This window comes from Staphylococcus sp. HMSC067F07 (assembly GCF_001837405.1).
Classification (GTDB): Bacteria; Bacillota; Bacilli; order Staphylococcales; family Staphylococcaceae; genus Staphylococcus; species Staphylococcus capitis.
On record NZ_KV832212.1, the window covers coordinates 1 to 23,623 of the forward strand.

22 protein-coding genes and 1 pseudogene are annotated in these 23,623 nt (G+C 33.3%); 8 read left to right on the top strand and 15 right to left on the bottom strand.

The features are described from left to right. Both HMPREF2706_RS00825 and yidC read left to right on the top strand, forming a co-directional pair. Positions 1 to 712, top strand: a pseudogene (locus HMPREF2706_RS00825) (serine hydrolase FLP); the annotation flags it as partial. 180 nt (positions 713 to 892) lie between these two features. Beyond that, entirely contained in the window at positions 893 to 1,714 is an 822-nt protein-coding gene (gene yidC, locus HMPREF2706_RS00830) for a membrane protein insertase YidC (RefSeq protein WP_002432847.1), read from the top strand. 95 nt (positions 1,715 to 1,809) lie between these two features. Here the strand turns inward: yidC and HMPREF2706_RS00835 are convergent, their stop codons facing one another. From HMPREF2706_RS00835 to HMPREF2706_RS00850, 4 genes are all read right to left on the bottom strand, one after another. Further along, the gene (locus HMPREF2706_RS00835) at positions 1,810 to 2,661 is read right to left on the bottom strand and encodes an NAD-dependent epimerase/dehydratase family protein (protein WP_070862120.1); all 852 of its coding nucleotides are present in this window, start codon (positions 2,659 to 2,661) and stop codon (positions 1,810 to 1,812) included. A 49-nt stretch (positions 2,662 to 2,710) separates the two neighbouring features. Beyond that, the gene (locus HMPREF2706_RS00840; protein WP_037550344.1) at positions 2,711 to 3,184 is read right to left on the bottom strand and encodes a DUF1440 domain-containing protein; all 474 of its coding nucleotides are present in this window, start codon (positions 3,182 to 3,184) and stop codon (positions 2,711 to 2,713) included. Between the two features lie 140 nt (positions 3,185 to 3,324). Then, positions 3,325 to 4,257 carry a 2-dehydropantoate 2-reductase gene (locus HMPREF2706_RS00845; RefSeq protein ID WP_070597675.1) on the bottom strand — a complete coding sequence of 311 codons (933 nt, stop codon included), beginning with the start codon at positions 4,255 to 4,257 and terminating at the stop codon, positions 3,325 to 3,327. A gap of 143 nt (positions 4,258 to 4,400) precedes the next feature. Beyond that, the gene (locus HMPREF2706_RS00850) at positions 4,401 to 5,801 is read right to left on the bottom strand and encodes an MFS transporter (protein WP_037550348.1); all 1,401 of its coding nucleotides are present in this window, start codon (positions 5,799 to 5,801) and stop codon (positions 4,401 to 4,403) included. Positions 5,802 to 6,303: 502 nt separating this feature from the next. Here HMPREF2706_RS00850 and lrgA point away from each other — a divergent pair. Together lrgA and lrgB are read left to right on the top strand one after the other, a co-directional pair. Next, positions 6,304 to 6,750: an antiholin-like murein hydrolase modulator LrgA gene (gene lrgA / locus HMPREF2706_RS00855; protein WP_002432718.1), complete on the top strand. Its 447-nt coding sequence runs from the start codon at positions 6,304 to 6,306 to the stop codon at positions 6,748 to 6,750. 3 nt (positions 6,751 to 6,753) lie between these two features. Continuing rightward, a complete protein-coding gene (lrgB, locus tag HMPREF2706_RS00860; protein WP_070597676.1) occupies positions 6,754 to 7,455 on the top strand; it encodes an antiholin-like protein LrgB in 702 nt (233 codons plus the stop codon). A 103-nt stretch (positions 7,456 to 7,558) separates the two neighbouring features. On the opposite strand, the gene HMPREF2706_RS00865 is transcribed toward lrgB, so the two are convergent. The 4 genes from HMPREF2706_RS00865 to HMPREF2706_RS00880 are packed head-to-tail and all read right to left on the bottom strand — an operon-like array spanning position 7,559 to position 11,120. Next, positions 7,559 to 8,248, bottom strand: a complete 690-nt coding sequence (locus HMPREF2706_RS00865; protein WP_049428444.1) for an ABC transporter permease — start codon at positions 8,246 to 8,248, stop codon at positions 7,559 to 7,561. Then, on the bottom strand, positions 8,248 to 9,192 hold the full coding sequence (locus HMPREF2706_RS00870) for an osmoprotectant ABC transporter substrate-binding protein (protein ID WP_002432629.1): 945 nt from the start codon (positions 9,190 to 9,192) through the stop codon (positions 8,248 to 8,250). The genes HMPREF2706_RS00865 and HMPREF2706_RS00870 overlap by 1 nt, the downstream gene beginning before the upstream one ends. 21 nt (positions 9,193 to 9,213) lie before the next feature. Continuing rightward, the gene (locus HMPREF2706_RS00875; protein WP_002432732.1) at positions 9,214 to 9,849 is read right to left on the bottom strand and encodes an ABC transporter permease; all 636 of its coding nucleotides are present in this window, start codon (positions 9,847 to 9,849) and stop codon (positions 9,214 to 9,216) included. Next, entirely contained in the window at positions 9,849 to 11,120 is a 1,272-nt protein-coding gene (locus tag HMPREF2706_RS00880; protein WP_002432604.1) for a betaine/proline/choline family ABC transporter ATP-binding protein, read from the bottom strand. Before HMPREF2706_RS00880 ends, HMPREF2706_RS00875 begins: the two co-directional genes overlap by 1 nt. Before the next feature lie 526 nt (positions 11,121 to 11,646). On the opposite strand from HMPREF2706_RS00880, the gene HMPREF2706_RS00885 reads away from it, so the two are divergent. Further along, positions 11,647 to 12,699: a 2,3-butanediol dehydrogenase gene (locus tag HMPREF2706_RS00885; protein ID WP_070862122.1), complete on the top strand. Its 1,053-nt coding sequence runs from the start codon at positions 11,647 to 11,649 to the stop codon at positions 12,697 to 12,699. Between the two features lie 139 nt (positions 12,700 to 12,838). Here the strand turns inward: HMPREF2706_RS00885 and HMPREF2706_RS00890 are convergent, their stop codons facing one another. After that, positions 12,839 to 13,438 (bottom strand): YdeI/OmpD-associated family protein, encoded by a 600-nt coding sequence (locus HMPREF2706_RS00890; RefSeq protein WP_037550357.1) that lies wholly within the window; start codon positions 13,436 to 13,438, stop codon positions 12,839 to 12,841. A 185-nt stretch (positions 13,439 to 13,623) separates the two neighbouring features. Here HMPREF2706_RS00890 and HMPREF2706_RS00895 point away from each other — a divergent pair, with 185 nt between their 5' ends. Together HMPREF2706_RS00895 and HMPREF2706_RS00900 are read left to right on the top strand one after the other, a co-directional pair. Next, positions 13,624 to 15,303, top strand: a complete 1,680-nt coding sequence (locus tag HMPREF2706_RS00895) for an APC family permease (protein ID WP_002469890.1) — start codon at positions 13,624 to 13,626, stop codon at positions 15,301 to 15,303. Positions 15,304 to 15,391: 88 nt separating this feature from the next. Continuing rightward, the gene (locus HMPREF2706_RS00900; protein WP_070597677.1) at positions 15,392 to 16,744 is read left to right on the top strand and encodes a carboxylesterase family protein; all 1,353 of its coding nucleotides are present in this window, start codon (positions 15,392 to 15,394) and stop codon (positions 16,742 to 16,744) included. Between the two features lie 39 nt (positions 16,745 to 16,783). On the opposite strand, the gene HMPREF2706_RS00905 is transcribed toward HMPREF2706_RS00900, so the two are convergent. The 5 genes from HMPREF2706_RS00905 to lnsB all read right to left on the bottom strand — a co-directional run bounded on the left by HMPREF2706_RS00905 (position 16,784) and on the right by lnsB (position 21,280). After that, entirely contained in the window at positions 16,784 to 17,959 is a 1,176-nt protein-coding gene (locus tag HMPREF2706_RS00905) for an MFS transporter (RefSeq protein WP_070862124.1), read from the bottom strand. Between the two features lie 139 nt (positions 17,960 to 18,098). Further along, positions 18,099 to 18,875, bottom strand: coding sequence for an ABC transporter permease (fetB, locus tag HMPREF2706_RS00910; RefSeq protein WP_049428451.1), 777 nt, complete (start codon positions 18,873 to 18,875; stop codon positions 18,099 to 18,101). Then, entirely contained in the window at positions 18,868 to 19,530 is a 663-nt protein-coding gene (locus HMPREF2706_RS00915; RefSeq protein ID WP_049428452.1) for an ABC transporter ATP-binding protein, read from the bottom strand. Before HMPREF2706_RS00915 ends, fetB begins: the two co-directional genes overlap by 8 nt. 151 nt (positions 19,531 to 19,681) lie before the next feature. Further along, complete coding sequence (locus HMPREF2706_RS00920; RefSeq protein ID WP_049428454.1) at positions 19,682 to 20,473, bottom strand: CPBP family intramembrane glutamic endopeptidase; 792 nt, start codon at positions 20,471 to 20,473, stop codon at positions 19,682 to 19,684. Positions 20,474 to 20,497: 24 nt separating this feature from the next. Beyond that, complete coding sequence (gene lnsB, locus HMPREF2706_RS00925; protein ID WP_049428456.1) at positions 20,498 to 21,280, bottom strand: CPBP family lipoprotein N-acylation protein LnsB; 783 nt, start codon at positions 21,278 to 21,280, stop codon at positions 20,498 to 20,500. 158 nt (positions 21,281 to 21,438) lie between these two features. Here lnsB and HMPREF2706_RS00930 point away from each other — a divergent pair, with 158 nt between their 5' ends. Then, positions 21,439 to 23,016 (top strand): FMN-binding glutamate synthase family protein, encoded by a 1,578-nt coding sequence (locus HMPREF2706_RS00930; protein ID WP_070862126.1) that lies wholly within the window; start codon positions 21,439 to 21,441, stop codon positions 23,014 to 23,016. Positions 23,017 to 23,089: 73 nt separating this feature from the next. Here the strand turns inward: HMPREF2706_RS00930 and HMPREF2706_RS00935 are convergent, their stop codons facing one another. Further along, positions 23,090 to 23,554 (bottom strand): YehR family lipoprotein, encoded by a 465-nt coding sequence (locus HMPREF2706_RS00935; protein ID WP_049428458.1) that lies wholly within the window; start codon positions 23,552 to 23,554, stop codon positions 23,090 to 23,092. Between the last annotated feature and the right edge of the window lie 69 nt (positions 23,555 to 23,623).

Here is a 23,623-nt window from a genome sequence, read left to right on the forward strand (position 1 = left end):
ATTAGTGGTTAGCTATATTTTTTACTTTGCAACAGAACCAAATTGGGTTAAACAACAATTAAAACCTTCATCTAAAATGAATTCTATAATCAAACACTCACATCAAAAGATTTCAGAAACTGAAAATCAATCAGAAGATGATGGTTATGCTGCAGGTTGGTTTATTAATTCGAGCAGCCACATTATTTCTCATCCAGGTACTCTTAATAATTTCTCGTCAGAAATTTTACTCAATCCTACTAAATCTTACGGAATTGTCGTGTTAGGAAATATGAATTCATCTCAAGTGGCAAATCTAGCTGAAAACTTAAGTTCACAAATTTTAAATAATGATCACTATACAACTATTGAACAAAAAATTGATGAGTCTAAAAGTTTTAATCATACGATAACTATTATAACCGGTCTTGGGGCATTTGTGTTTTTACTTCTGAATTTAATACGACTTAATCACTTAAAACACCAACGTGTAATCTATGATAAAAGGAAAGTTCCATTTATAACATTCCTCCTGATCATCACATTATTTGTCATATTGAGTATTGTTATTTATTTACTTCCTTTGTTTATATTAGGAAATGTAAGTTGGACATTTGTATTATCATGGTTACCTGCACATGCGAAGTGGCTGTTAACGAGTGTTTACCTTTTCTTGTTAATGATGATGATATGGTTAGCCATTAATGTTTTGACACGTCATCCCAAAAGTTAAATATCAGATTTTAACACTTAAGCAATGAATCTTTACATTTAAGAATGATTGCACATTCTAAAGTTTCAATTTTGATACTTTTAGAGTGTGCAATTTTTTATATCTATAAATACTTTGTACGTAATTTTTTGTTAAAATTCAATTATATTGTTAGAGATAGAGATAAAAAGGAAGATGACTATGCACAAACGACTTGCTTTAATATTGTTAAGTTTAATAATATTTTTAGCCGGCTGTGATTACTCGAAAAAAGAGAATCAAACAGGCTTTTTCTATAATTTATTTGTTAAACCAATGGACAGCTTACTTCACTTTTTAGGTAGATTATTTAATGACAATTATGGTTTAGCTATAATTGTTATTGTTCTTATTGTACGATTTATATTACTACCTTTAATGGTAATTCAAGTGAAAAATATGCATATGATGCGTGAGAAAACGAATGTGGTAAAACCAGAATTAGATGCGATTAGAGAGAAAATCAAAAAGGCTGACACTCAAGAAGAACGTAATGCGGCTAATCAATTATTAATGAAGAAATATAAATCATATGGAATTAACCCTTTTAAAAACATGATTGGATGCTTTCCGGTAATTATTCAAATACCAATACTAATGGGGTTATACATGAGTTTGAAATATCCAACAAGTGATGGAATCACTAAGTATCCTCATTTCTTGTGGTTTAACTTAACTGAACCAAATTTAATTATGACAATTATCGCAGCTAGTATGTACTTTATTCAACCATTAGTCAATTCAATTCATTACCCTAAAGATCAAAGAAAAACATATTATGTAATTATGGTAGTTTCGCCGATATTCATTACATATGCTTCTTTAACTTCCGCTTCAGCACTTGGTCTATACTGGAGTATCAGTGCAGCATTCCTAATAGTTCAAATGCATCTTGCACACTCTTATTATGGGAAACAAGCTAAAAAAGAAGCAGCCAAACTTAAAGATCAATTAGAACTAAACCAAGCTAATAAAACAGAGTAATAATTTGAATTAATAAACCATATAAATAGCACTATTTAGAGCGTGAAGACATCTATACAGAAGACGAACTAAACACTCTAAATAGTGCATTTCTTTTATTCTATAGGATTCATACCATCTTTCCACGTTGAATAGATGAGTTTACCACCTTGTGCTTTGAATTTGTCATTCGTCACACCTCGTTCAAATGGTTGTGCGGGTTGTATTGTTATTTTTGGATTAACCTGTAATTGATTCTTATACCATTCAGCAAAATCAGAACCTTTTACAGGTTCATCGTCTGCTACATTGTAAATACCATTATCAAAATTAATCGCTTGAATAGACGTTTCTACAGCATCATCAAGATGCACAAATGATGTAACACCATCGCTTAATGTAACATCGCCGTCGATAAATTGGTTATAAATCATGCCATCTTTGCCATACCAAGTTCCTGGTCCATATAACCAACCAAAACGTAAAACAACATATTCTCCTAGACGTTTAGTTTCATTTTCAAGACCTTCTACGCCATCGACTGTGACTTTTCTATCTCCGGTAGAATTATAGTCTAAAGGCGTTTCTTCTGTAGCTAATCCTTCACCAGCTTCATAGGTAAAAGCAATGCTCTGCGCGATTACTTTTCTAACGTTATGCTTAATTGCAGCATCCATTAAATTTTTAGAACCATCAATTCTCACTTTAGTATTCGCACTCATATCTACATTTTTTAAATCAGTAATTTGATTGATAATGATTTCAGGTTTAAAAGCTTCTATAGCTGCATCAATTGTGTCGGCTTTAAGAATATCACCGACATAAGGTTGCACACCTGCATTTTCCAATTTCTGTTTACCATGTTCTGATGTAGTAAAACCTGCGACTACATGTCCCTCTTCTTTAAGACGTTTTACTAATTTCGTGCCAATTAAACCTGTTGCTCCTGTTACAAATATTTTAGTCATTTTATTCACCTTTTCTTTCTATTTTTTAAAATGAATTTCCTCAATAGCTTTATTTTAAAGCTGATCTAACGTAATCAATAGTATTCATCCAAACAATATGACCTAGTAATTCAGAAATACGTTCTTCTTTAGGTAACTCATCAATTTCAGGAGTTAAACCTACACGAGGTAACAAGTATTCATGAAATGCAATATTTATAGCTATGCCAAATAAACTCCCTCTTAAAACAGTTACTTTGGAATATCTTTCAGCAAGAATCGCATATGCGAACGCATGTGCAATTGAAAAGCCATAATGAATGCCCATCACAGCTATTGGTATTTCATTTTGATTGTAGTTATAAGTAGCATGTTTAACCTTCTCAGGTAAGCCTAATTGATTTAATAATGTCATAGGTGGCGGCTCTTCTTCACGTTCAGGAGTTCTCGGCGGTACTAACGCTTCCCATCCCATTTTAATAGCGCCTCCAATGAAGCCTCCAACAAGGCCTGTAACCATGATTCTTTTACATGTACTAGACATCATAACATCTCCTTTTTTACTCAGTTTTGTGTTTACCCTTTTCAAAAAAGCTAAAGCATATTGTAAAAAAAGAAGTAGCACATCGATTAACTTCTTCATCATCTTATAAAAAAGTTAAAACAAATGTCCTACTTCATTATTTATTGTGCGTTTAACTGACTTTCCTTTGAATGAATCAGATTTGTCACAAATTCATTCACTGGAGCGGGTATATGATTTTCTTTGCCTAATCGTGCAACTGCACCATTAATATAGTCAATTTCAGTTTTACGATGATCTTTGATTAAATCTTGATACATAGAAGGATAGTGCGGACCTACCTTTTCATTCAAGTCTATTAGATATTCAAAAACTTCATCAACATTAAGGTGAACATGATCAGATGTTGCAACATGAACAATTTCTTGTGTTAATTTATAAATTAAATTTTTGGCATAGCTACTTTCATTTAAAGTGGCTAAGTTACACTCCAAGATACTGCACAATGCATTCGCTGTGCCGTTAACACAAATCTTCTTCCAAATTGATTGATGTAAATCTTCGCTTACGACTCCATTTAATTCACTTTGATTGAGGATATCTACGATAATTTTTACGTTATCGATCCCCTCTGGAACAAGACAACCAACTTCTACGGGACCGCTTCCCATAAGGTGAGTATGACCCGGAACGTCTATACCGGCTGTCCATGTAGTGACACCACGAACAATACGGACATCTTCTACATAATTGCGAATGAGTCGTTCATGTTTTAACCCATTCATCGTACAAACCACAATGGTTTCTTTATGAATATGAGGTTTGATTGCATCTAACACTGACTCTAATTGCATAGATTTAGGAAATAAAAATATAACATCGTAAAGTTCATTTGACGGAATTTGTGAAAGACAATGCATAGGAATGTCAAAATGATATCCCTCACCATTAATATCAATATGTAAGCCTTCCTGTTGAATAGATGTGACTTGGGGTTCCCAACCATCTATAAGAGATACGTCATAACCATTTTGAAACAGTTTGGCTCCAAACCCACTTCCAAGTGCGCCAGAACCCGCAATTGCTATTTTCATTCCTTACATCCCCTTTATTAAATGATATTATTTTTAAACTACTACTTAAAAGATAAAGCGTCAATGCACATTCGCTCTTTTTTCTAAATTTTCTGTTAATTTTTATTTTAGAAAATGGATGGCCAATACGCCATCCATGATTTTTATAAATTTGATTGTTTTTTCGGAACTAAGAACAAGATAGCTACTAGAGCGAGGAGTGCTACAATTGCGTTAAATATCACACCCATAAAACCACCGAGTGATAAATTTAATTGCGCAGCAAGCACACTATAAACTGTACTTGAAATAGCGACACCAAAGGCATTCCCTAAAGAAGAAGCCATTTTGTATACACCTGAAGCTACACCTACTTTTTCGTCTGGTGCTTGAGCAACAGCTGTATCTGTTGAAGGCGTCGCATAGATACCTAAACCAGTACCAAATAATAAATACCCTACAACACTCGCTGCGATGTACCATGCGTCAGGTAAAAATGTTAAAGAAAGTAGAATTAAACCTATAACTGTAAAACCACTTCCCATAAGTAGTGGTCGTTTAGGTCCTAATGCTTGTAAAATCTTTTCACCTACACGAATCATAATTAATACCGCTACTAAATATGTAAGTGAAATATAGCCTGTTTGTTGAGAATTAAAATCTAATTGCTGTTGATAATAAGTGTTAACCACAATTAACGTACCACCTGCAACACCATTTAACATAAAGTTTGAAACTGTTGCACCGGTATAGCCTTTATTTTTAAATAAATCAAAGTCAACAAGAGGATGTTTGATTCTATTCTCATACATAACGAATACGATGAGTGAGATAACGAAAACGGCAATTAAACCTAATATAAGTGGAGACATCAAGCCATAATTAGATGTTTGAGTAATAATAACATTAATACTTAACATACAAATCACTAAAATGATTAATCCAATAACATCAAATTTCTTAGGTTCCAGAGGTTTATTGCCGATAGGTTCAGCTTTCGTCTCGGGAGTATGTTTCATTAAAAACATTGCTAATATCGTCAAAATAATAGAGATAATAAAAATAGAACGCCAGCCAAAATTTGTCGCCATTAATCCACCAAATAATGTACAGACGCCACTACCACCCCATGAGCCAATAGACCAATAACTAAGCGCGCGTTGTCTAGCTGTGCCGATGTAATATTCATTAATAATCGCTAACGTCGCGGGCATTATACATGCAGCAGAAAGTCCTTGAACTGCACGACCAATAATTAATAGACTCGGTAATGGTGTAATAATGATAAGAATTGAACCAATGATATTTAATGCTAATCCAATATATGTAAGTTTAACGCGTCCAAATTTATCCGCGATATCACCGGCACCAACAATAAATAAGCCAGAAAATAATGCAGATAAACTCACAGCAATATTTATCGTACCGATATCACTGTTATAAGATGATTGTAACGGGACAACCAAGTTAACCAGTGACTGTGCAAATAACCAAAACGTGATAACTCCTAATATGATCCCTAGTAAAAGGCGGTTATCTCCCCTAAATTCTTTTGAAGTATTCATCTATCATTTATTCCTCCTACTTGAATTAGAAACCCTAAATCTGAAAGACTAACTCACTTTAAATATATTTATTTATCTTAATTAACGAAAATACCCCTGATTATTTTTTCGTAATTTTACATTAAGAAACTTTATCACATTTAAATTTACTTTTTAAATGATACCAACAAATATGGTAAAATTTTTAAATTAAGTCTTATTATGTATAGTACCTTCTATCAAGAAATGACTTCTTATAATTTTTAGAAAATTTGTAAATATAGAAACTTATTCTACACTATTTACTTTAATATTTCCATACTATAATGTTTGAACTTATAGGTTTAAGATATGTAAGGGCTTAATTTATTGATTGAATTCTTGGAACTCACAAAAATAAGTCAAAAAAATATAATTTCCATGACAATTTATTTACGTTTTTAGTATTATTTCAATAGAATTACCCTTAAAAAATAAATACATTTTACAATGTGTTTTATAGAAAGCAAAGGAGGAATTAAAGTTGTCAAACTCTAATTCAAATAAGGAAGATAATAAAAACCCCCAAGAGAAAACATATAATGTTTTTCAACAAGCCTTAACACTGGCAGTTATTTTATTAATTTCTAAAATAATCGAATCATTTATCCCGATTCCTATGCCAGCTTCAGTTATTGGTTTAGTATTATTATTCATCGCTCTATGCACTGGCATAGTCAAATTAGGACAAGTTGAATCTGTAGGAACTGCTTTAACTAATAATATTAGTTTCCTTTTCGTTCCAGCTGGTATTTCAGTTATTAACTCATTACCAATCTTAAGTAAGAGTCCTGTTTTAATTATTTTATTAATTATTATTTCAACTATTTTATTACTTATTAGCACTGGTTTTGCTTCACAACTTTTAGTTACGAAATCACTTTTCCCATCTAAAGAAAAAAATGAAGAAACTAGTCAAATCGGAGGTTAAACAATGCTTGATCATTTAGGAATTCACACACCATACTTTGGAATATTACTTTCATTAATTCCTTTCGTAATTGCTACATACCTATATAAAAAAACAAATGGTTTCTTCTTATTGGCACCATTATTTGTCAGTATGGTTGTAGGAATAGTGTTTTTAAAGGTAACTGGCATTAGCTATCAAAATTACAAAATTGGTGGTAATATCATTAACTTCTTTTTAGAACCGGCTACTATTAGTTTTGCGATACCTTTATATAAAAAACGTGATGTATTAAAAAAATACTGGATTCAAATATTTGGTGGAATTGCCATAGGTACTGTCGTAGCACTTATTTTGATATACCTAGTTGCTAGATTATTCCAATTTGGTTCTCAGATTACAGCATCAATGCTACCTCAAGCAGCAACAACAGCAATCGCTTTACCTGTATCTGAAGGTATTGGCGGAGTAAAAGAATTAACTTCCTTGGCGGTTATTTTAAATGCAGTAGTTATTTCTGCACTAGGTGCTAAAATAGTTAAAATGTTTAGAATTTCAAACCCCATTGCGAGAGGATTAGCTTTAGGTACTAGTGGCCACACTCTGGGTGTAGCTGCTGCTAAAGATTTAGGTGAAACAGAAGAATCTATGGGAAGTATCGCCGTTGTTATTGTAGGCGTAATTGTCGTAGCTGTTGTACCTATTCTCGCACCAATCTTATTATAAATTTTTAAACTTTATAATATAAAAATAGAGCTACATTTCCTTATACTTTTAATAGGAAATGTAGCTCTTTATTATTAACAATTACAAATCACTGAATATTATCCTAATTTTTGAACTTGGTCTTCTTGTGACTGAGTTTTTTATTTTTGCGAGTTGGATCTAAACGCTTCTCTAAAAAGCGTAATCCAATGTCAATAATTATAGCGATTAATGCAATAGGAATGGCACCAGCTAAAATGAATGTTGTTCCATCTGTAGAATTTGTACCACGAATGATAATATCCCCAAGTGTTGGCGCACCTATAAATGAACCAATCGCTACAATACCAATTGCTACTACAAGTGCGATTCTTATACCTCCAATAATCACAGATAATGATAAAGGAAGCTCAATCATTCTTAAAATTTGGTTGCCCGTCATGCCCATACCTTTACCCGCATCTTTAATGTTATCATCAACTTCTACGATACCTGTGTACGTATTTTTAATAATTGGTAGTAAAGAATATAAGAACACGGTCACAACAACAGTAGTTGGTCCTAGACCCATAGCTAACATTAGAATCGCTAGCATCGCAATGGCAGGTACTGTTTGGATAATGTTAGCAATCGTAATGATTGGCCATGATAAGCGTTTATATTTCGCTATAAAAATCCCAATGGGTATACCAATGATACAAGCGAATAACACTCCATAAACAGACATAAGTAAGTGTTTAAAGAAAAGTTCTAAAAGGAAGGCCCAGTTGAGTGAATAATACTCTAGGATTGAATGCAATAAATTGCCTTTCATTATTTTTGCCCTCCTTTCTCATCATCAAAATAATGATGTTTCTTCAAGTACTCTTCCGCAATCACGGCAGGTTCTTTGCCTTTACCATCCGCTTCATAATTTAATTTTTGCATTTCTTTAGTATTAATTTTACCTTGTAGTTTTTTCAATGCTTTATCAATTTTAGGATTATCTTTAATTAATTTCTCCGTAGCTAGAGGACTGCCATCATATGGTGGGAAGAATTTACGATCATCTTTTAAGATTTTTAAATCATAGGCTGCAATACGCCCATCTGTAGAATATCCTACTGCTACATCTAATTTTTTATTTTTAAGTGCATCATAAACTAAACCAATTTGCATTGGACGAGCACTATCAAATTTAAAGCCATAATCTTTAACGAATGCAGGATAGCCATCTCCTGCACGATTCATCCATTGCGTATCCATACCTAAACGCAATTTATCTTTATACTTTTTAAGATCTGATACTTTTTCTAAATGATATTTCTTAGCTGTTTCTTTAGTAACCATAAAAGCGTATGTGTTAGCAAACCCTAGAGAATCATAATATTTTTGATCATATTTCTTTTTAAATAAGCGTTGCGTTTCTGACATCGCCTTTTTAGGGTCCTTCGTCGGTTTAGCATCAAGTACACTTGTTAGTTCCGTACCTGTGTATCGAACTGACGACATATTCACATCTCCGCGTTGTAACGCATTATGCTGAATAATACTTGATCCTAAGTTACCAATTAAAGTTGGTTTGATTTTGCCATTTGTTTCATGCTCAATCATTAATTTTTCCATATTACCAATAATTTTTGTTTCACTTGTTTCAGTCGTCGTAATTTTTACATCATCTTTTGCATTGCCATCACCAAGGCCTGGCAAACTACACCCAGATAATACTAAGAGGGACAATGCAATGAGAATGACTGTATATTTCATATGTTTCTTCAAAGACGTTTCCTCCCTTTTTAATTATCTAGATACTTTGAGACCTTTAGGCACTGCCCACTTTTCAACTAATGAAAGTAAGAAGTCAACAATTAACGCTAAAAGTGTTACTAAAATAGCTGCACTTATAATCATAGGTGGTTGATAAAGATTTAAACCGTTAAATACCAAGTCACCTAATCCGCCAGCTCCGACATAACTTGCAAGAGTTGCCCAACTAATAACATACACACTTGAAAGTCGGATACCACTAATGATAAGAGGTAATGCAAGTGGTAATTCAACATCTTTCATTAATTGCATCTTCGTCATCCCCATACTTTGACCTGCTTGAATAACATTTTTATCAATATTTTTTACACCTAATACTGTATTATTCAAAATCGGTAGTAAAACATAGATAAATAAAGCTACAATAGCCGGTGTCTTACCTACACCAAAGATAGGAATCATAATTGCTAATACTGCAAGTGTTGGTATTGTTTGGAGTACACCTGCAATGGTTAATACAACATTAGCTGTGCGAGTCGTTTTAGAAAGTAAAATACCCAGTGGCACCGCTACAACAATTGCTATTAGTAAAGCAATAATTGAAATATAGAAATGCTCAATTGTTTTCGATATGAGTTGACCGCCGTATTCTTGAAAGAATGCTCTCATTATTGATCAACTCCCGTTTTCTGAGTATCATCAGGCTCATTAGCTCCTTTATGTGAGTCAGACTCTTGAGCTACGTTAGCCTCTTGCTCCTCTTGAACACGGTTGTGGGTAGGATGATTATTTAAATGAGATGAGTCATTCCTTAAGCCCTCATCACTCTCACCCCAAATTGAATCGTAAACAATGTCCACTAAGTTTGCACGAGTAATTAAACCAATTAATTCATTATCATCACCCACTACCGGTACGTTTCTTACATTACGTTTAAGAATCGTACGCACTGAATCTTGTAATTTTGAATCAATATGTACCTTATAAATATCACGTTGCATCGTATCAATTAATTCTTTTTTTGCTCTTAAACCTTGATTGATATCTTCAATATCTAAGAAACCTAATAATTTATTATGATTATTCACGACAAAGATGGTATCCACTCGACGTTCTCTCATAATATTAACTGCATCATTTAATGAATCATCCGCCTGTACTGTTACAGGTTTAATCATCGCACCTTCTACCGTCTTCATATTCGGACGATCTTGTATTAAACGATTTTGACCGATAAAGTCTTTAACGAAGTCATTCGCAGGATTTCTTAATATATTATCTGGTGTATCATACTGCACAACTTGCCCTTTAGACATGATACAAATTTTATCTGCCAGCTTAATCGCCTCATCCATATCATGTGTAACGAAAATAAATGTTTTACCAAGCTTTTGTTGTAACTCTTTAACTAAGTCTTGTAACGTATCTCGAGTTATAGGATCAAGTGCGCCAAATGGTTCATCCATTAAAATGATATCCTGTTCAGCAGCAAGTGCACGCACTACTCCAATACGTTGTTGTTGCCCACCTGACAATTCAGCTGGATAGCGATCTAAGTATTCTTCAGGTAAATCGACTAATTTAATTAATTCTTTTGCCTTACTATCTTTCTTCTCTTTAGACCATTTTAAAAGTTTAGGTACTAAAACAATGTTCTCTCGAATGGTCATATGTGGCATTAAACCGATTTGTTGAATGACGTAACCTATGCTACGGCGTAATTCTACTGGATTCATATTACGTACATCCTTACCATTCATCGTAATCTGACCGTCAGTCGCTTCAATCATACGATTAATCATACGTAATGCGGTCGTTTTACCACTACCACTTGTCCCAATAAAGGCGATAAATTCACCAGATTCAATATCCAAGGAAATATTATCAACTGCTTTTTTATTCCCTGAATAAATTTTGGTTAAGTTTTTAATACTTAACATAGTTTTGTTCCCCTTTCCAATAGTTAAAGTGACGAAGTTTCCTCAAATTTCAAAAAATAAAAGGCCTCAAGAGCAGTTGTTAAACAAATAGGTTCATAAGTTAAACAAGAGCACAGAGGCCTTTGCTTTTAAAATTTTGAATATGTAATATTTCACATAATTATGTTAGCAATCTGAATATCATACTAACACTAATATGTGCACACGTGAACTTCGGCAGTTATATAAGTCTATACCCTATATTAATTTATTAAACATCAGTCAACTTACAAAGTCATATTTTTCTATGTTAACTTTTTTATAAAATAGAGCCTAAATAAATATTTACCATCTAAAAGTTAAATTTCGATGAAAAAATAAATCAAACCGCAAAAATTCGTGAATTTTTTCACATAAATTTGCTTTAACCTATTGAAAACCTACCATAATAGTATTATTCTCAAAGTGTGATAAGAATTATTACACCAAATGAAAGACTAAAGATGTAGTTTCGATGTCAAATAAACAATTGAGGGGTTGTTAAATTATGAAAGCAGCAGTCTGGTATGGACAAAAAGATGTTCGTGTAGAGGACCGCGATCCAAAAGTATTAAAAGATGATGAAGTTCAAGTGAAAGTCTCATGGACAGGTATTTGTGGTACAGATTTACATGAATATTTAGAAGGACCTATTTTCATTTCAACAGACAAACCTGATCCGTTGTTAGGTCAAAAAGCACCTGTAACATTGGGTCATGAGTTTTCTGGCGTAGTTGAAAACGTTGGTAAAGATGTCACACGTTTCAAAAAAGGTGATCGAGTTGTCGTAAACCCAACTGTTTCTAAACGTGAAAAAGAAGAAAATGTTGATTTATATGATGGTTATTCATTTATAGGTTTAGGTTCAGATGGAGGGTTTGCAGAGTTTACTAACGCACCTGAAACAAACGTGTATCATTTACCTGACAATGTATCAGCACGTGAAGGCGCACTTGTTGAACCTACAGCTGTAGCTGTTCAAGCTGTTAAGGAAGGCGAATTATTATTCGGTGACACAGTTGCGGTATTTGGAGCTGGCCCTATTGGTTTACTAACTGTTATAGCAGCTAAAGCAGCTGGTGCAAGTAAAATCTTTGTCTTCGATCTATCTGAAGAACGCTTAGAAAAAGCAAGAAGCGTTGGAGCAACTCATACCTTTAACTCTGGAAATGTAGACCCAGTAAAAGCTGTATATTATAACACTGAAAATGGTGTAGATGTTTCATTCGAAGTAGCTGGTGTTGGTATTACATTACAACAATCTATTGAAGTGACACGTCCACGTGGTACTTCAGTTATCGTAGCTATTTTCGGTCACCCAGTAGAATTTAATCCTCTTCTTCAAATGAATAGAGGGGTTAAATTAACTACTACAATTGCCTATACACCAACAACTTTCCAACAAACAATCGATTTAATCGCTAATGGCAGTTTAAATGTTAAAGATGTAGTTACCGATGAAATTGAATTAGAAAATATAGTCGAAAGTGGTTTCAATCAACTTGTTAATGATAAATCGCAAGCTAAAATTTTAGTCCGTTTAAATGGTGATCAAAAATAATTCAACAATTAGAGTGAAATAAATAAGCGAACAGGGTGGAATCTGTTCGCTTTAAAGCTGTCGGCATGGTCTCTGACGATGTCGACAGTTTTTTATTTATGCTTAGAGAATAAAATCATGCGCCTGCTCTTTCTTTTCATCACTTATCTTGCATGCCTTTTCCATTTAAAATATGCTCATAATACTTTTCAATGCGATTAATTCTAGTTTGACTACGTTTCGCTTGTGAAATGTGATATATGTACTGATGCTGACGACCTGGAGTCAGATTATCAAACGCCTCTTTAAATTGTGGATTTTCTGAGAATTTTTCCTCTAACTCTTCAGGCACTTCATAATCTTTAGTTTTCTTCATTTCAACTTTCTTACCTGCTTTTTCAGTTTGAATGGCTTCATTTATATAGAATAAAATCTCATCTTTTCGTTCTTTAATTTCGTCTAAACTTTCAAAACGCAATTGACGGGCTGCTTGAACTTTCTCAGTTTGTTGCACTAACGTATGATATTTATCCTCTAAGATAGCCCCTTTATGAAATAGTAGTGCTACATAATGTTTAAAACCATGAATAAGCACTACATTCTTATTATTTAATGTGTAACATGGGTGCATCCATTTATATGTTTCTTCAAGTTCAGTTTCTTCAAAAATTAACTTTCTCAAATATTTATAACACGCCTGCCATTGACTATCTTTTTGTAAAAATTGTTCAACCTTTTCATTTTTTTGTTTATTCATCATTAGCTACCCCCTTCAATCCTTTTATTAAATATTATTAGCTATTGTATAATTAATTTTCAGAAAAATCTAATTATGTAACGTTAATTAAAATTTTACAAAAACACAATTTGACTATTAATTAAACTCGCGTATAATTGTACCAGTAATTTGTTGAAAAATCTTTCAGCACATAAGAAGGAGTAAATATGGAAAATAAAAATAAATCAAAAAGTAGTAAGATTAACCTCTCGCAACTCGTCTTACTAGGGCTTGGTTCATTAATCGGTTCTGGTTGGTTATTCGGAGCATGGGAGGCATCTTCTATCGCTGGTCCAGCCGCCATTATTTCATGGATCATCGGTTTCATAGTTATTGGAACGATAGCTTATAACTATATTGAAATTGGGACAATGTTCCCACAATCAGGTGGCATGAGTAATTATGCTCAATACACACATGGTTCACTACTTGGATTCATAGCGGCATGGGCTAACTGGGTTTCACTCGTAACAATTATTCCAATTGAAGCTGTTTCAGCTGTACAATATATGAGTTCGTGGCCTTGGGAATGGGCTAAACCTATGGGAGCTTTAATGAAAGACGGCTCAATCAGTACAATTGGTTTATTCGCCGTTTACGTTATTATCGCAATATTCTCCCTTTTAAACTACTGGTCTGTCAAACTATTAACTTCTTTCACTAGTTTAATTTCAGTATTTAAATTAGGAGTACCTTTATTAACTATTATTATGTTAATGATTTCTGGATTTGATACAAATAACTATGGTCACTCAGCAAGTGCATTTATGCCATATGGTAGTGCACCAATCTTCGCTGCAACGACTACATCAGGTATCATTTTCTCATTTAACGCATTCCAAACTATCATTAATATGGGATCTGAGATTAAAAATCCCGAGAAAAATATCGCTCGAGGTATTGCGATTTCACTTACATTAAGTGCAATCTTATACATTGTACTTCAAAGTACGTTCATTACATCAATGCCAAGTTCAATGATTCATGAACATGGTTGGAATGGAATTAATTTCAATTCACCTTTCGCAGATATGGCAATTTTATTAGGTATCAATTGGTTAGCAATTTTACTTTATGTTGAGGCTGTTGTTTCACCATTTGGTACAGGTGTATCATTCGTAGCTGTTACTGGCCGTGTGTTACGCGCTATGGAAAAGAATGGTCATATTCCTAAATTCTTAGGTAAAATGAATGAACAATATAATATTCCACGTGTAGCAATTGCATTTAACGCAATCATCAGTATGATTATGGTTACACTTTTCCGTGACTGGGGTACATTAGCAGCGGTTATTTCTACAGCAACATTAGTAGCATATTTAACAGGCCCAACAACAGTTATTTCATTACGTAAAATGGCACCAAAAATGACACGTCCATTTAAAGCAAATATCTTAAAATTTATGGCGCCATTATCATTCGTACTTGCGTCACTAGCAATTTATTGGGCTATGTGGCCTACGACTGCAGAAGTTATTTTCATTATCATTTTAGGTTTACCAATTTATTTCTTCTATGAATATAAGATGAATTGGAAAAACACTAAAAAACAAATCGGCGGTAGTTTATGGATTATTATTTACTTAGTCGTACTCGCATTCTTATCATTCATCGGAAGTAAAGAATTCAAGGGTATGAACTGGATTCATTACCCATGGGATTTCTTAGTTATCGCAATTGTAGCTTTAATCTTCTATCAATTAGGTACAACAAGTTACTTCGAAAGTATTTACTTCAAACGTGCCAATAAATTAAACAAGAAGATGGGCGATAAATTAAGAAAACGTCGCAGAAAAGCAAGACGTAAAGACTGGAAAGAAAGAGATCGTCAAGAACAAAATAACTAACGCATAACTTATAGCGCTCGAGATAAATATCTCGAGCGTTTTTTTAATGGTATAGTTTAAATTAAGAGATTGATAAGGAGATGGGAATATGGTTAAAGTAAATATCAATGAAGGAACAGTTCTGGGAACAAGTGACGGTGATATCGATACATTTCTAGGTATACCTTATGCCCAATCATTTAATTCTAAGACACGTTTTCAACATTCACAGTTATACAACATTGTCGATGAGATGATTGATGCCAAGAAAGCTAAACCTATCCCTCCCCAACCCTATAATTCACTTGAAGATTTCTTCTCAAATGGCGTTCAGACGTTTGAAACTTTTAAACAAGATGAGAATTGTCTTTATCTTAATATTTGGCGAGCAAGTAATACCCAAAATTTAAAACCCGTGGTTATTTATTTCTATGGAGGAGGATTTACTCAAGGGCACGGAACAGCAGATTTATACAATCCCTATCATCTCGTAGAACAAGAAGATACTATTGTTATTACCTTCAATTATCGTTTAGGTGCTTTAGGTTATTTAGACTGGTCTTATTTCAATAATCATTATGATTACAATAATGGTATGTCTGATCAAATCAACCTTTTAAAATGGGTACACCATCATATTGCCTACTTTGGTGGTAATCCTCAAAACATAACGTTGATGGGTCAATCTGCGGGAAGTATGAGCATAATGGCACTCATGCAAATACCAGAATTAGACCAGTATTATCACAAAGTGATGTTGCTCAGTGGCACATTACATAGTGATTCTCCTCTAACTGCAAATAAGAAGGCGCAACAATTTGAATCTTTAGTTCACAAGCATTATCCTGATAAATCAATTGAATCATTAACTAGTAATGAAATTTTAGATTTAATGAGATTACATAAAGTAGAACGAGGGCCATCGAGAAGTCTTGATTTGATTTATCAACCTATCCAAAGCCCTGAAATGACACGATCTGTAACTGCATTTTCAAAACCAGTATTCGTTGGTTTCACGAATTCTGAGGGAGATATTTATATAGAGAATGATTCACGGAAACTGTCACCATTGCGCTTTAAAGAAATCATGCGCTTATTCGATATTCCCATTTTAGAAGAAGTTCAAAGTGCACAACAACAAAGAGAAGTAATAACGACATCTTATTTTAAAAATATGGCATTGAACTTTCTACAATCTACACATTCTCAACATAAATGGTTAGCACGTTTCGACTGGTGTAAACCTAAAAGCATTCATTTTAAATCTGCTTACCATATTCTCGATATGATATTTTGGTTTGGCAACTTAAATATTTTATCAGCAAATAACTATCATTATACGCAATCAGATATTCAATTAAGTCATGACATGATGGCAGATTTAGGTCACTTTGTAAGATACAATAGAATGCCTTGGTCTAAATACCATGAAGATACTGAATACTTTCATATATATAAATAAACCTGAAACGCTCATCCACTAACATGAGCGATTCAGGTTTTAATTTTTAGCGTAATGAATGTTCTTTAAAGTTAAAACAACAATAAGTCCGAGTAAGCCAATTATAGCACTTGTATAGGTTATGGCTTGAACATTAATATGAGATATCACTAACCCTCCAACAATGCCACCAAAACCAATACCGGCGTTCAGACATGACATATTCCAACTCATTACTTGGCTTGTATCACCTTCAACGTGTTCAATAATCCCACTTTGAATCGCAGGGTTCGTACTCCACTGCATAATATTCCATACAAACAATCCAATGAGTAGAATAACTGTTCCTGCAAGTAATTGGTTTAACACAAGCATCATGATAATGAAGATTGATACTGATATCATCAACCAACGCTTACTTGTAATTTTATCTGCAAAGACTCCCCCAAGTGATGTTCCGATTACTCCAGCAACACCGTTGATTAACAATGCTAGAGATACAAAAGATAACTCGTGTCCCTTAGATAAAATTAATGGGTTAATATACACAAAAGTGACTGAGTTTGCTATTAAAACTAAGAAAGTAATAATTAAATATTTTACGATTTCCATAGGACGTAAGATACGTGAAGGTATTTCGGAATCATTGTCCGATGAATGATTAGAACGATTGGCATGTGCTAATTCGCTTTCTTTAGGAAGATAGATAATCATCAATATACCTACTAGAACACTAACTGCCATAATAAATAGAAATGTAAAGCGCCAACCAACCCAATCACCTATCATTGTTCCAATAGGGACACCAAATACGTTAGCACCACTAAATCCTGTATACACAACACCTATCATCTTACCTCTATTCTTCGGTTTCGTTAACATTGCAGTTAGGGCTAAGACCTTAACAATGATTAATGATGCTGCAGCTGACGATAGTATACGTCCTATAACTAAAATAGTGAAATTCGGTGCAATTGCGATGATTCCGTTACCAATGATAAAGGTGAATAACGTCCATAATAAAACTGGTCGTACAGCAAATCGATTCGTTAATTTAACTAAAATCGGACCACAAATTGCAAATGTTAATGCGTACATTGTAACCAGCTGACCTATAATCGCTTCGGAAACATTAAGATCATGGCTCATTAAATTCATAATACCAGCTACCATCATCTCTACCATTCCCACGATAAACACACTCAATATAAAAGTGGCAATACGCACGATAGACATAAATAAACTCCTTTCTTTTAAAACTAAATTGTATCGCAAAGGTTTGTAGCAAAAATAAAACAGCTACAAACGCTGAAATGTTCATAACTGTTTCATTATATAATAAGAAATTATGTTTTGTGTAGAATGGATTTAGGTATTATTCATCCCCTACTACATCTGAGTTTCGCGCTACCAACTGATGTCTAGCGTTGAAGAATTGGCCATAACTCATGTAAGTTGCAATTAATGCTGACATAATCGTTGCTGTCGTATGAATAAAGACTACTAATAGTTGGAATTTAATGGCTTGTAATGGAGGTACCCCACCAATAATTAAGCCAGTCATCATCCCAGGAATAGATACAAGTCCATACGTTTTCACAGAGTCAATAGTTGGTACAATGGCCAAACGGATACTCTCTCTAATAGAAGACTTTGATGCCATCTTCGGAGTTGCCGATAGCGTTAATTTAGATTCAATACCTGAAATGTCTTGAACAAATGACCGATCTAAGTTTTGATAAGCTAAGTTAATGGCAATCAAGCCATTATTCGCCAACATCCCGCCAATTGGAATAACTTCATTCGCAGTAAATTTTATCGCTCCGGTAGCTAAAGTGCCTGCTAATGGTAATGCTGTACCGATAAATATAGCTACGAATGAAATCCAGAATACATGATGCATCACTGGTGAAGCACGACTTATAGTATTCCATGATGCATTAATAATAATCACTAGCACACATAGCATGAGTAGCCATTTTTCATTAATTTTAAAAATGTAATGTAGCAAGAATCCTAAAATAAGTAATTGTATTGCTGCTCGTATCGTTGCAACTACTAAATCTTTAATGATATGTAAACCTTCTTTATATGAAATAAAGATTGGAATCAATAATAGTAGTGCTGTTAAACATAATGCTGTATTACTCATCACTATTCAACTCCTCGTCCTTAGTGATTTTACCGTCAGTAATGGTGATTCTTCTTTTAAAATGTCTCATACTCTGATCATCACTATGAGTAATCCAAAGAATGGCTACGCCTTTTTTAGCAAAATCAAAGATAATATTTTCAATATTTTCTTTGTTCTTAGTATCTAGTGCACTTGTCGATTCATCCAATAGTAACACTTCTGGCTCATACATTAATTGACGTGCAATCGTAATTCTTTGACGTTCCCCACCAGACATATGTTCAATTTCAGCATCTAAGTCATAATCTCCCAGTCCGACTTGTTTAATAAGTTGTTTTGCTTTTTCCTTATCAAACTTATCCCCTCTTGCCTCACAAGGGAATTTCATATTATGTTCAATCGTTGAACCTATTAAGCCACTTTGTTGCATAAGATAACTTACACGTGATCTTAATTCTTCTGGCGAATAGTCATTGTAATTTTTGCCATCTAGATATAGCTCACCTTCAGTAGGACTAATTAAATTATTAAGTTGCTTAAATAAGGTGCTCTTTCCACTTCCAGATGGCCCTATAACTGCTATGGTATCCCCTTTTTCAATATTTAAATTGATGTTGTTTAATATTGTACGTTTATCCGCTTCATATGTAAGATTCTCAACTTTTAATAGCAAGACTAACGCTCCTTTCTATGAAACTATTGTTGTTTATATTCCCTATTTTAAGTTTTATATTAACATTAAATAAATATTTATATTTTCTGAATATTATATTTATCATTACACAAAAAATGAGTACACACTCACAAATGTGTACTCATTTACATTATAAACCCATTACCATTATTAGAAATGAAACAGCATTGTTTATAGTATGCATCGTAATGGTAGCTGCTAAATTTCTACCAGTTTTGTGATAAACAAAAACGATCATGGACGCGATGATAATATAGGGTCCTATTTCAAATGGTGATTTAGCACCCACACAATGTAAGCTAGCAAATATAAGTATCGAGACTATATACATGAGCCCGTAAGTTAATTTTTTACCTAATTCATGAATAATCAAATGTCTAAATATTAACTCTTCAACAAAAGGTGTGAGTATAACAATATCTAGAAAAAGAAATGGTACTAACCATCCATGTGTAAACATTTTCGCTATATCTTTATTATTTTCAGTATCATTAAATTGAAACTTTTCCGGTAAAAACTGCATTAAAATCTGATAAAAAGATTCAAATACATAAATCATGATGATAGATCCTATAATTAATATAATATGTTTCTTAAGTGCTTTGAATCGTGATATAGCTATAGGTTTAATGTTGTTTTTATGCATGAGATAAAACACAATTAGTAAAATGAATGCTCCAATTACACTTCCAATGGTTGCAGCATTCATATAATAATCTTCAAATATTTTCTTTGACATGTTACCTACTATTGCATAACCAATGTAGGCACCAATAATTCCACATATAATAGGTATCGCTGTTAAGTTTAATATATAAATTGGAATTAACCAGAAGTCTCTCTTCACTATTTTTTTCGAATCAAATTCGTTCATAACTGGTGTATTTGTTTGTTGATGTATTTCATGTGATTCGTTGCTCATTGAATACTCCTTTATTTAATAACTTTAAAAGATATACACTTTACTCAATATCTCTAAAAATATGAAGCATTGCACACCTACTTGGTAAAGATAGGCTACTGCTAAATTTTGACCTGTTCTAATGTATAAATAAGTTGCACCACTCGCAATAAGTAAATACGGAATTATTTCGAAAATAGAAGCCATGTCATACGTATGTACTATAGATTCGATAACAATTGATATCACAATCATTATTTTCTTGTTCCATTTCTTACCTAACTCATGAATAATGATGTGTCTATAGATAAGTTGTTCAATCATAGGGCGTAAAATTACCATTGATATAAACGTAAAGCATAAGGCGATTGGGTGTAGAAATAATCCTTCCACTCGCCGTTCATATTGTGTTACACCAAATCTTAATGAGGCAGGTAGCCACTGAACAAGCCACTCAATAAGTAACATTAGCACAAATGTAATTATAACTACAATAAGTATTTGACGTACATACTTTTTAGCGTTTTTAAACTGTCTCCTTGCGACACTGGCAATATAAAACTTATGTAAGGTAAAAAACAGCATGAGCACTAAACCTTGTGCCAGAACAAAGCTTATACTTAATGAAAGGTTGTAAAACCAGTCAGGTGGTGCATGCTGTGTAATCATTGCAGTAATACCTAGTGTTCCAAAGACTACGATGATAGGTATTATACTTTGACAAAATATGTATGCTGGTATAAGTAGAATGTCTTTTTTAACAACCTTTTTACTGTTCCATAAAGGAATATGTCGTTTTCTCTCTATTGATTGTGTCTCTCTATTCATAGCTCACCTCTTATTACCTATCACTTAAACATTATCACTAAAGTACGTAAATGTAATAATTTAATTGAAATTTTAAAATTAATTTTATACGCTTTCATTGTAAAACGCATACATTAATGTATCATAATAATGAAGAAACTAGTTTAGGGGGAATGTTTATGTCTATATTGACAACGATGCAATTTATAGTCAATATCATCATAATGATTGTGCTATTAGGTATTGTTATCATGAGTTTAATTTGGCTATTTAAAGATAAAGGTCAAGATCAACATAGTGTACTTAGAAATTTTCCAGTTTTAGGACGTATCCGTTATATCTCTGAAAAAATAGGCCCCAAACTTCGTCAGTACTTCTTCGCTGATGATAATGAAGGTAAACCATTTTCAAGAAATGATTATAAACATATTGTTCTTGCAGGTAAATATAACTCTCGCATGACGAGTTACGGTATTCAAAGAGAATATAAAGATGGGTTTTACATACAAAACACAATGTTTCCATTACAAGCCTCAGAATTACATGTCGATAATTCAGATTTAATCTCAACATTTTTATATCAAATTGAAAACGAACGATTATTTAGTCGTGATGAACATAGAAAAAGATCTCAAATCGATCCTTTCTTCTTATCAGATGAACATGCAGTTGTCCTAGGACCTGAACTTAAACATCCATATAAAGTAAAACGTTTAGTAGGACAATCAGGTATGAGTTATGGTGCACTCGGTAGAAATGCTATAACTGCTTTATCAAAAGGGTTATCTAAAGCAGGCACTTGGATGAATACAGGTGAAGGTGGGCTATCAGATTACCATCTTAAGGGTGATGGTGATATCATTTTCCAAATTGGCCCAGGACTTTTTGGCGTGAGAGATAAAGAAGGACACTTTAATAAAGACATGTTTTTACAATTGGCTGATCGTGAAAATATTCGCGCATTTGAATTAAAGTTAGCTCAAGGCGCTAAAACACGTGGTGGTCATATGGAAGGCAATAAAGTTACAGAAGAAATTGCTAAAATTCGTAATGTTAAACCCCATGAAACAATTAATTCACCAAACCGTTTTGACTTTATTAAAAATCCAGAAGACTTACTCAAATTTGTTGATCAAATTAAGAATCTAGGTCAAAAACCTGTAGGATTTAAAATCGTAGTAAGTAAAGTTGATGAAATCGAAAAACTAGTAAAAACAATGGTTCAACTCGATACTTATCCAAGTTTTATCACTGTCGATGGCGGTGAAGGTGGCACGGGGGCTACTTTCCAAGAACTTGAAGATGGCGTCGGATTACCTTTACTTACCGCACTACCCATCGTCTCAGGTATGTTAGAAAAATATGGTGTCAGAGATAAAATTAAAATATTTGCATCTGGTAAACTCATCACTCCCGATAAAATTGCCATTGCGTTAGGTTTAGGTGCTGATTTAGTAAATATTGCTAGAGGTATGATGATTAATGTTGGTTGCATCATGAGTCAACAATGTCACTTAAATACATGTCCAGTTGGTGTCGCTACAACTGATCCTAAAAAAGAAAAAGCGCTCATCGTTGATGAGAAACAATACCGTGTGACAAATTATGTAACTAGTTTACATGAAGGTCTATTTAATATCGCAGCGGCTGTTGGTGTTAATAGTCCGACTGAAATCACATCAGAACATATTATTTATAGAGAGCTTGATGGAGCTACTCAAAAAATTAAAGATTATAAACTTAAATTAATTTCATAACTAAAAAAAGAGTGCGAGATTCACGTCCCGCACTCTTCATCATCTAAAATAATTGTTCAATCAACTTCAACAATTATTCATCATTCATTTTGCTTTTCTCTTTCAAACCATTACGTTTCAATTGTTTAACTAATTCCTTCATACTTACATAATCTTTTTTCTTAGCTTTAGCAGACTCGAAACCTAAATTCTTTTTCAATTTATCTACGTCTACTTCTTTATAATCGACATCTATATGCTCGACAGCTTTTTGATCTTTGTAATCGACTTTATACGTTACACCTTTAACGCCTTTAAAAGCTTTCTCATCTTTTTTTAACATTTCTTTAGCTTGTGATTGATCAATTCCTAAATCATCATATTTAACCGTTCCAATGGTAGATTGCTTAAGTACTTCGTCATCCTTATATGTTAATGACGTAATGACATTCTTACCATTAACGTCTCCCTCATATGTCTTCGTTTGTTCCTTACTACACGCAGAAAGTGCAGCCACACTTAGAACTAACACTGCTATAAGAGAAATCACTTTTTTCATTGTTGTCGCCTTCTCTCGTCTTTTTTTCAAATAAATTATACCACCATCGATACAAATATGTTACTCATA

What these genes read in the sequence shown, in the direction of transcription:
- yidC (WP_002432847.1), top strand. Translation starts at nt 893, where the DNA reads ATGCACAAACGACTTGCTTTAATATTGTTAAGTTTAATAATATTTTTA.
- HMPREF2706_RS00835 (WP_070862120.1), bottom strand. Translation starts at nt 2,661, where the DNA reads ATGACTAAAATATTTGTAACAGGAGCAACAGGTTTAATTGGCACGAAA.
- HMPREF2706_RS00840 (WP_037550344.1), bottom strand. Translation starts at nt 3,184, where the DNA reads ATGTCTAGTACATGTAAAAGAATCATGGTTACAGGCCTTGTTGGAGGC.
- HMPREF2706_RS00845 (WP_070597675.1), bottom strand. Translation starts at nt 4,257, where the DNA reads ATGAAAATAGCAATTGCGGGTTCTGGCGCACTTGGAAGTGGGTTTGGA.
- HMPREF2706_RS00850 (WP_037550348.1), bottom strand. Translation starts at nt 5,801, where the DNA reads ATGAATACTTCAAAAGAATTTAGGGGAGATAACCGCCTTTTACTAGGG.
- lrgB (WP_070597676.1), top strand. Translation starts at nt 6,754, where the DNA reads ATGCTTGATCATTTAGGAATTCACACACCATACTTTGGAATATTACTT.
- HMPREF2706_RS00865 (WP_049428444.1), bottom strand. Translation starts at nt 8,248, where the DNA reads ATGAAAGGCAATTTATTGCATTCAATCCTAGAGTATTATTCACTCAAC.
- HMPREF2706_RS00875 (WP_002432732.1), bottom strand. Translation starts at nt 9,849, where the DNA reads ATGAGAGCATTCTTTCAAGAATACGGCGGTCAACTCATATCGAAAACA.
- HMPREF2706_RS00880 (WP_002432604.1), bottom strand. Translation starts at nt 11,120, where the DNA reads ATGTTAAGTATTAAAAACTTAACCAAAATTTATTCAGGGAATAAAAAA.
- HMPREF2706_RS00885 (WP_070862122.1), top strand. Translation starts at nt 11,647, where the DNA reads ATGAAAGCAGCAGTCTGGTATGGACAAAAAGATGTTCGTGTAGAGGAC.
- HMPREF2706_RS00890 (WP_037550357.1), bottom strand. Translation starts at nt 13,438, where the DNA reads ATGATGAATAAACAAAAAAATGAAAAGGTTGAACAATTTTTACAAAAA.
- HMPREF2706_RS00895 (WP_002469890.1), top strand. Translation starts at nt 13,624, where the DNA reads ATGGAAAATAAAAATAAATCAAAAAGTAGTAAGATTAACCTCTCGCAA.
- HMPREF2706_RS00900 (WP_070597677.1), top strand. Translation starts at nt 15,392, where the DNA reads ATGGTTAAAGTAAATATCAATGAAGGAACAGTTCTGGGAACAAGTGAC.
- HMPREF2706_RS00905 (WP_070862124.1), bottom strand. Translation starts at nt 17,959, where the DNA reads ATGTCTATCGTGCGTATTGCCACTTTTATATTGAGTGTGTTTATCGTG.
- fetB (WP_049428451.1), bottom strand. Translation starts at nt 18,875, where the DNA reads ATGAGTAATACAGCATTATGTTTAACAGCACTACTATTATTGATTCCA.
- HMPREF2706_RS00920 (WP_049428454.1), bottom strand. Translation starts at nt 20,473, where the DNA reads ATGAGCAACGAATCACATGAAATACATCAACAAACAAATACACCAGTT.
- lnsB (WP_049428456.1), bottom strand. Translation starts at nt 21,280, where the DNA reads ATGAATAGAGAGACACAATCAATAGAGAGAAAACGACATATTCCTTTA.
- HMPREF2706_RS00930 (WP_070862126.1), top strand. Translation starts at nt 21,439, where the DNA reads ATGTCTATATTGACAACGATGCAATTTATAGTCAATATCATCATAATG.
- HMPREF2706_RS00935 (WP_049428458.1), bottom strand. Translation starts at nt 23,554, where the DNA reads ATGAAAAAAGTGATTTCTCTTATAGCAGTGTTAGTTCTAAGTGTGGCT.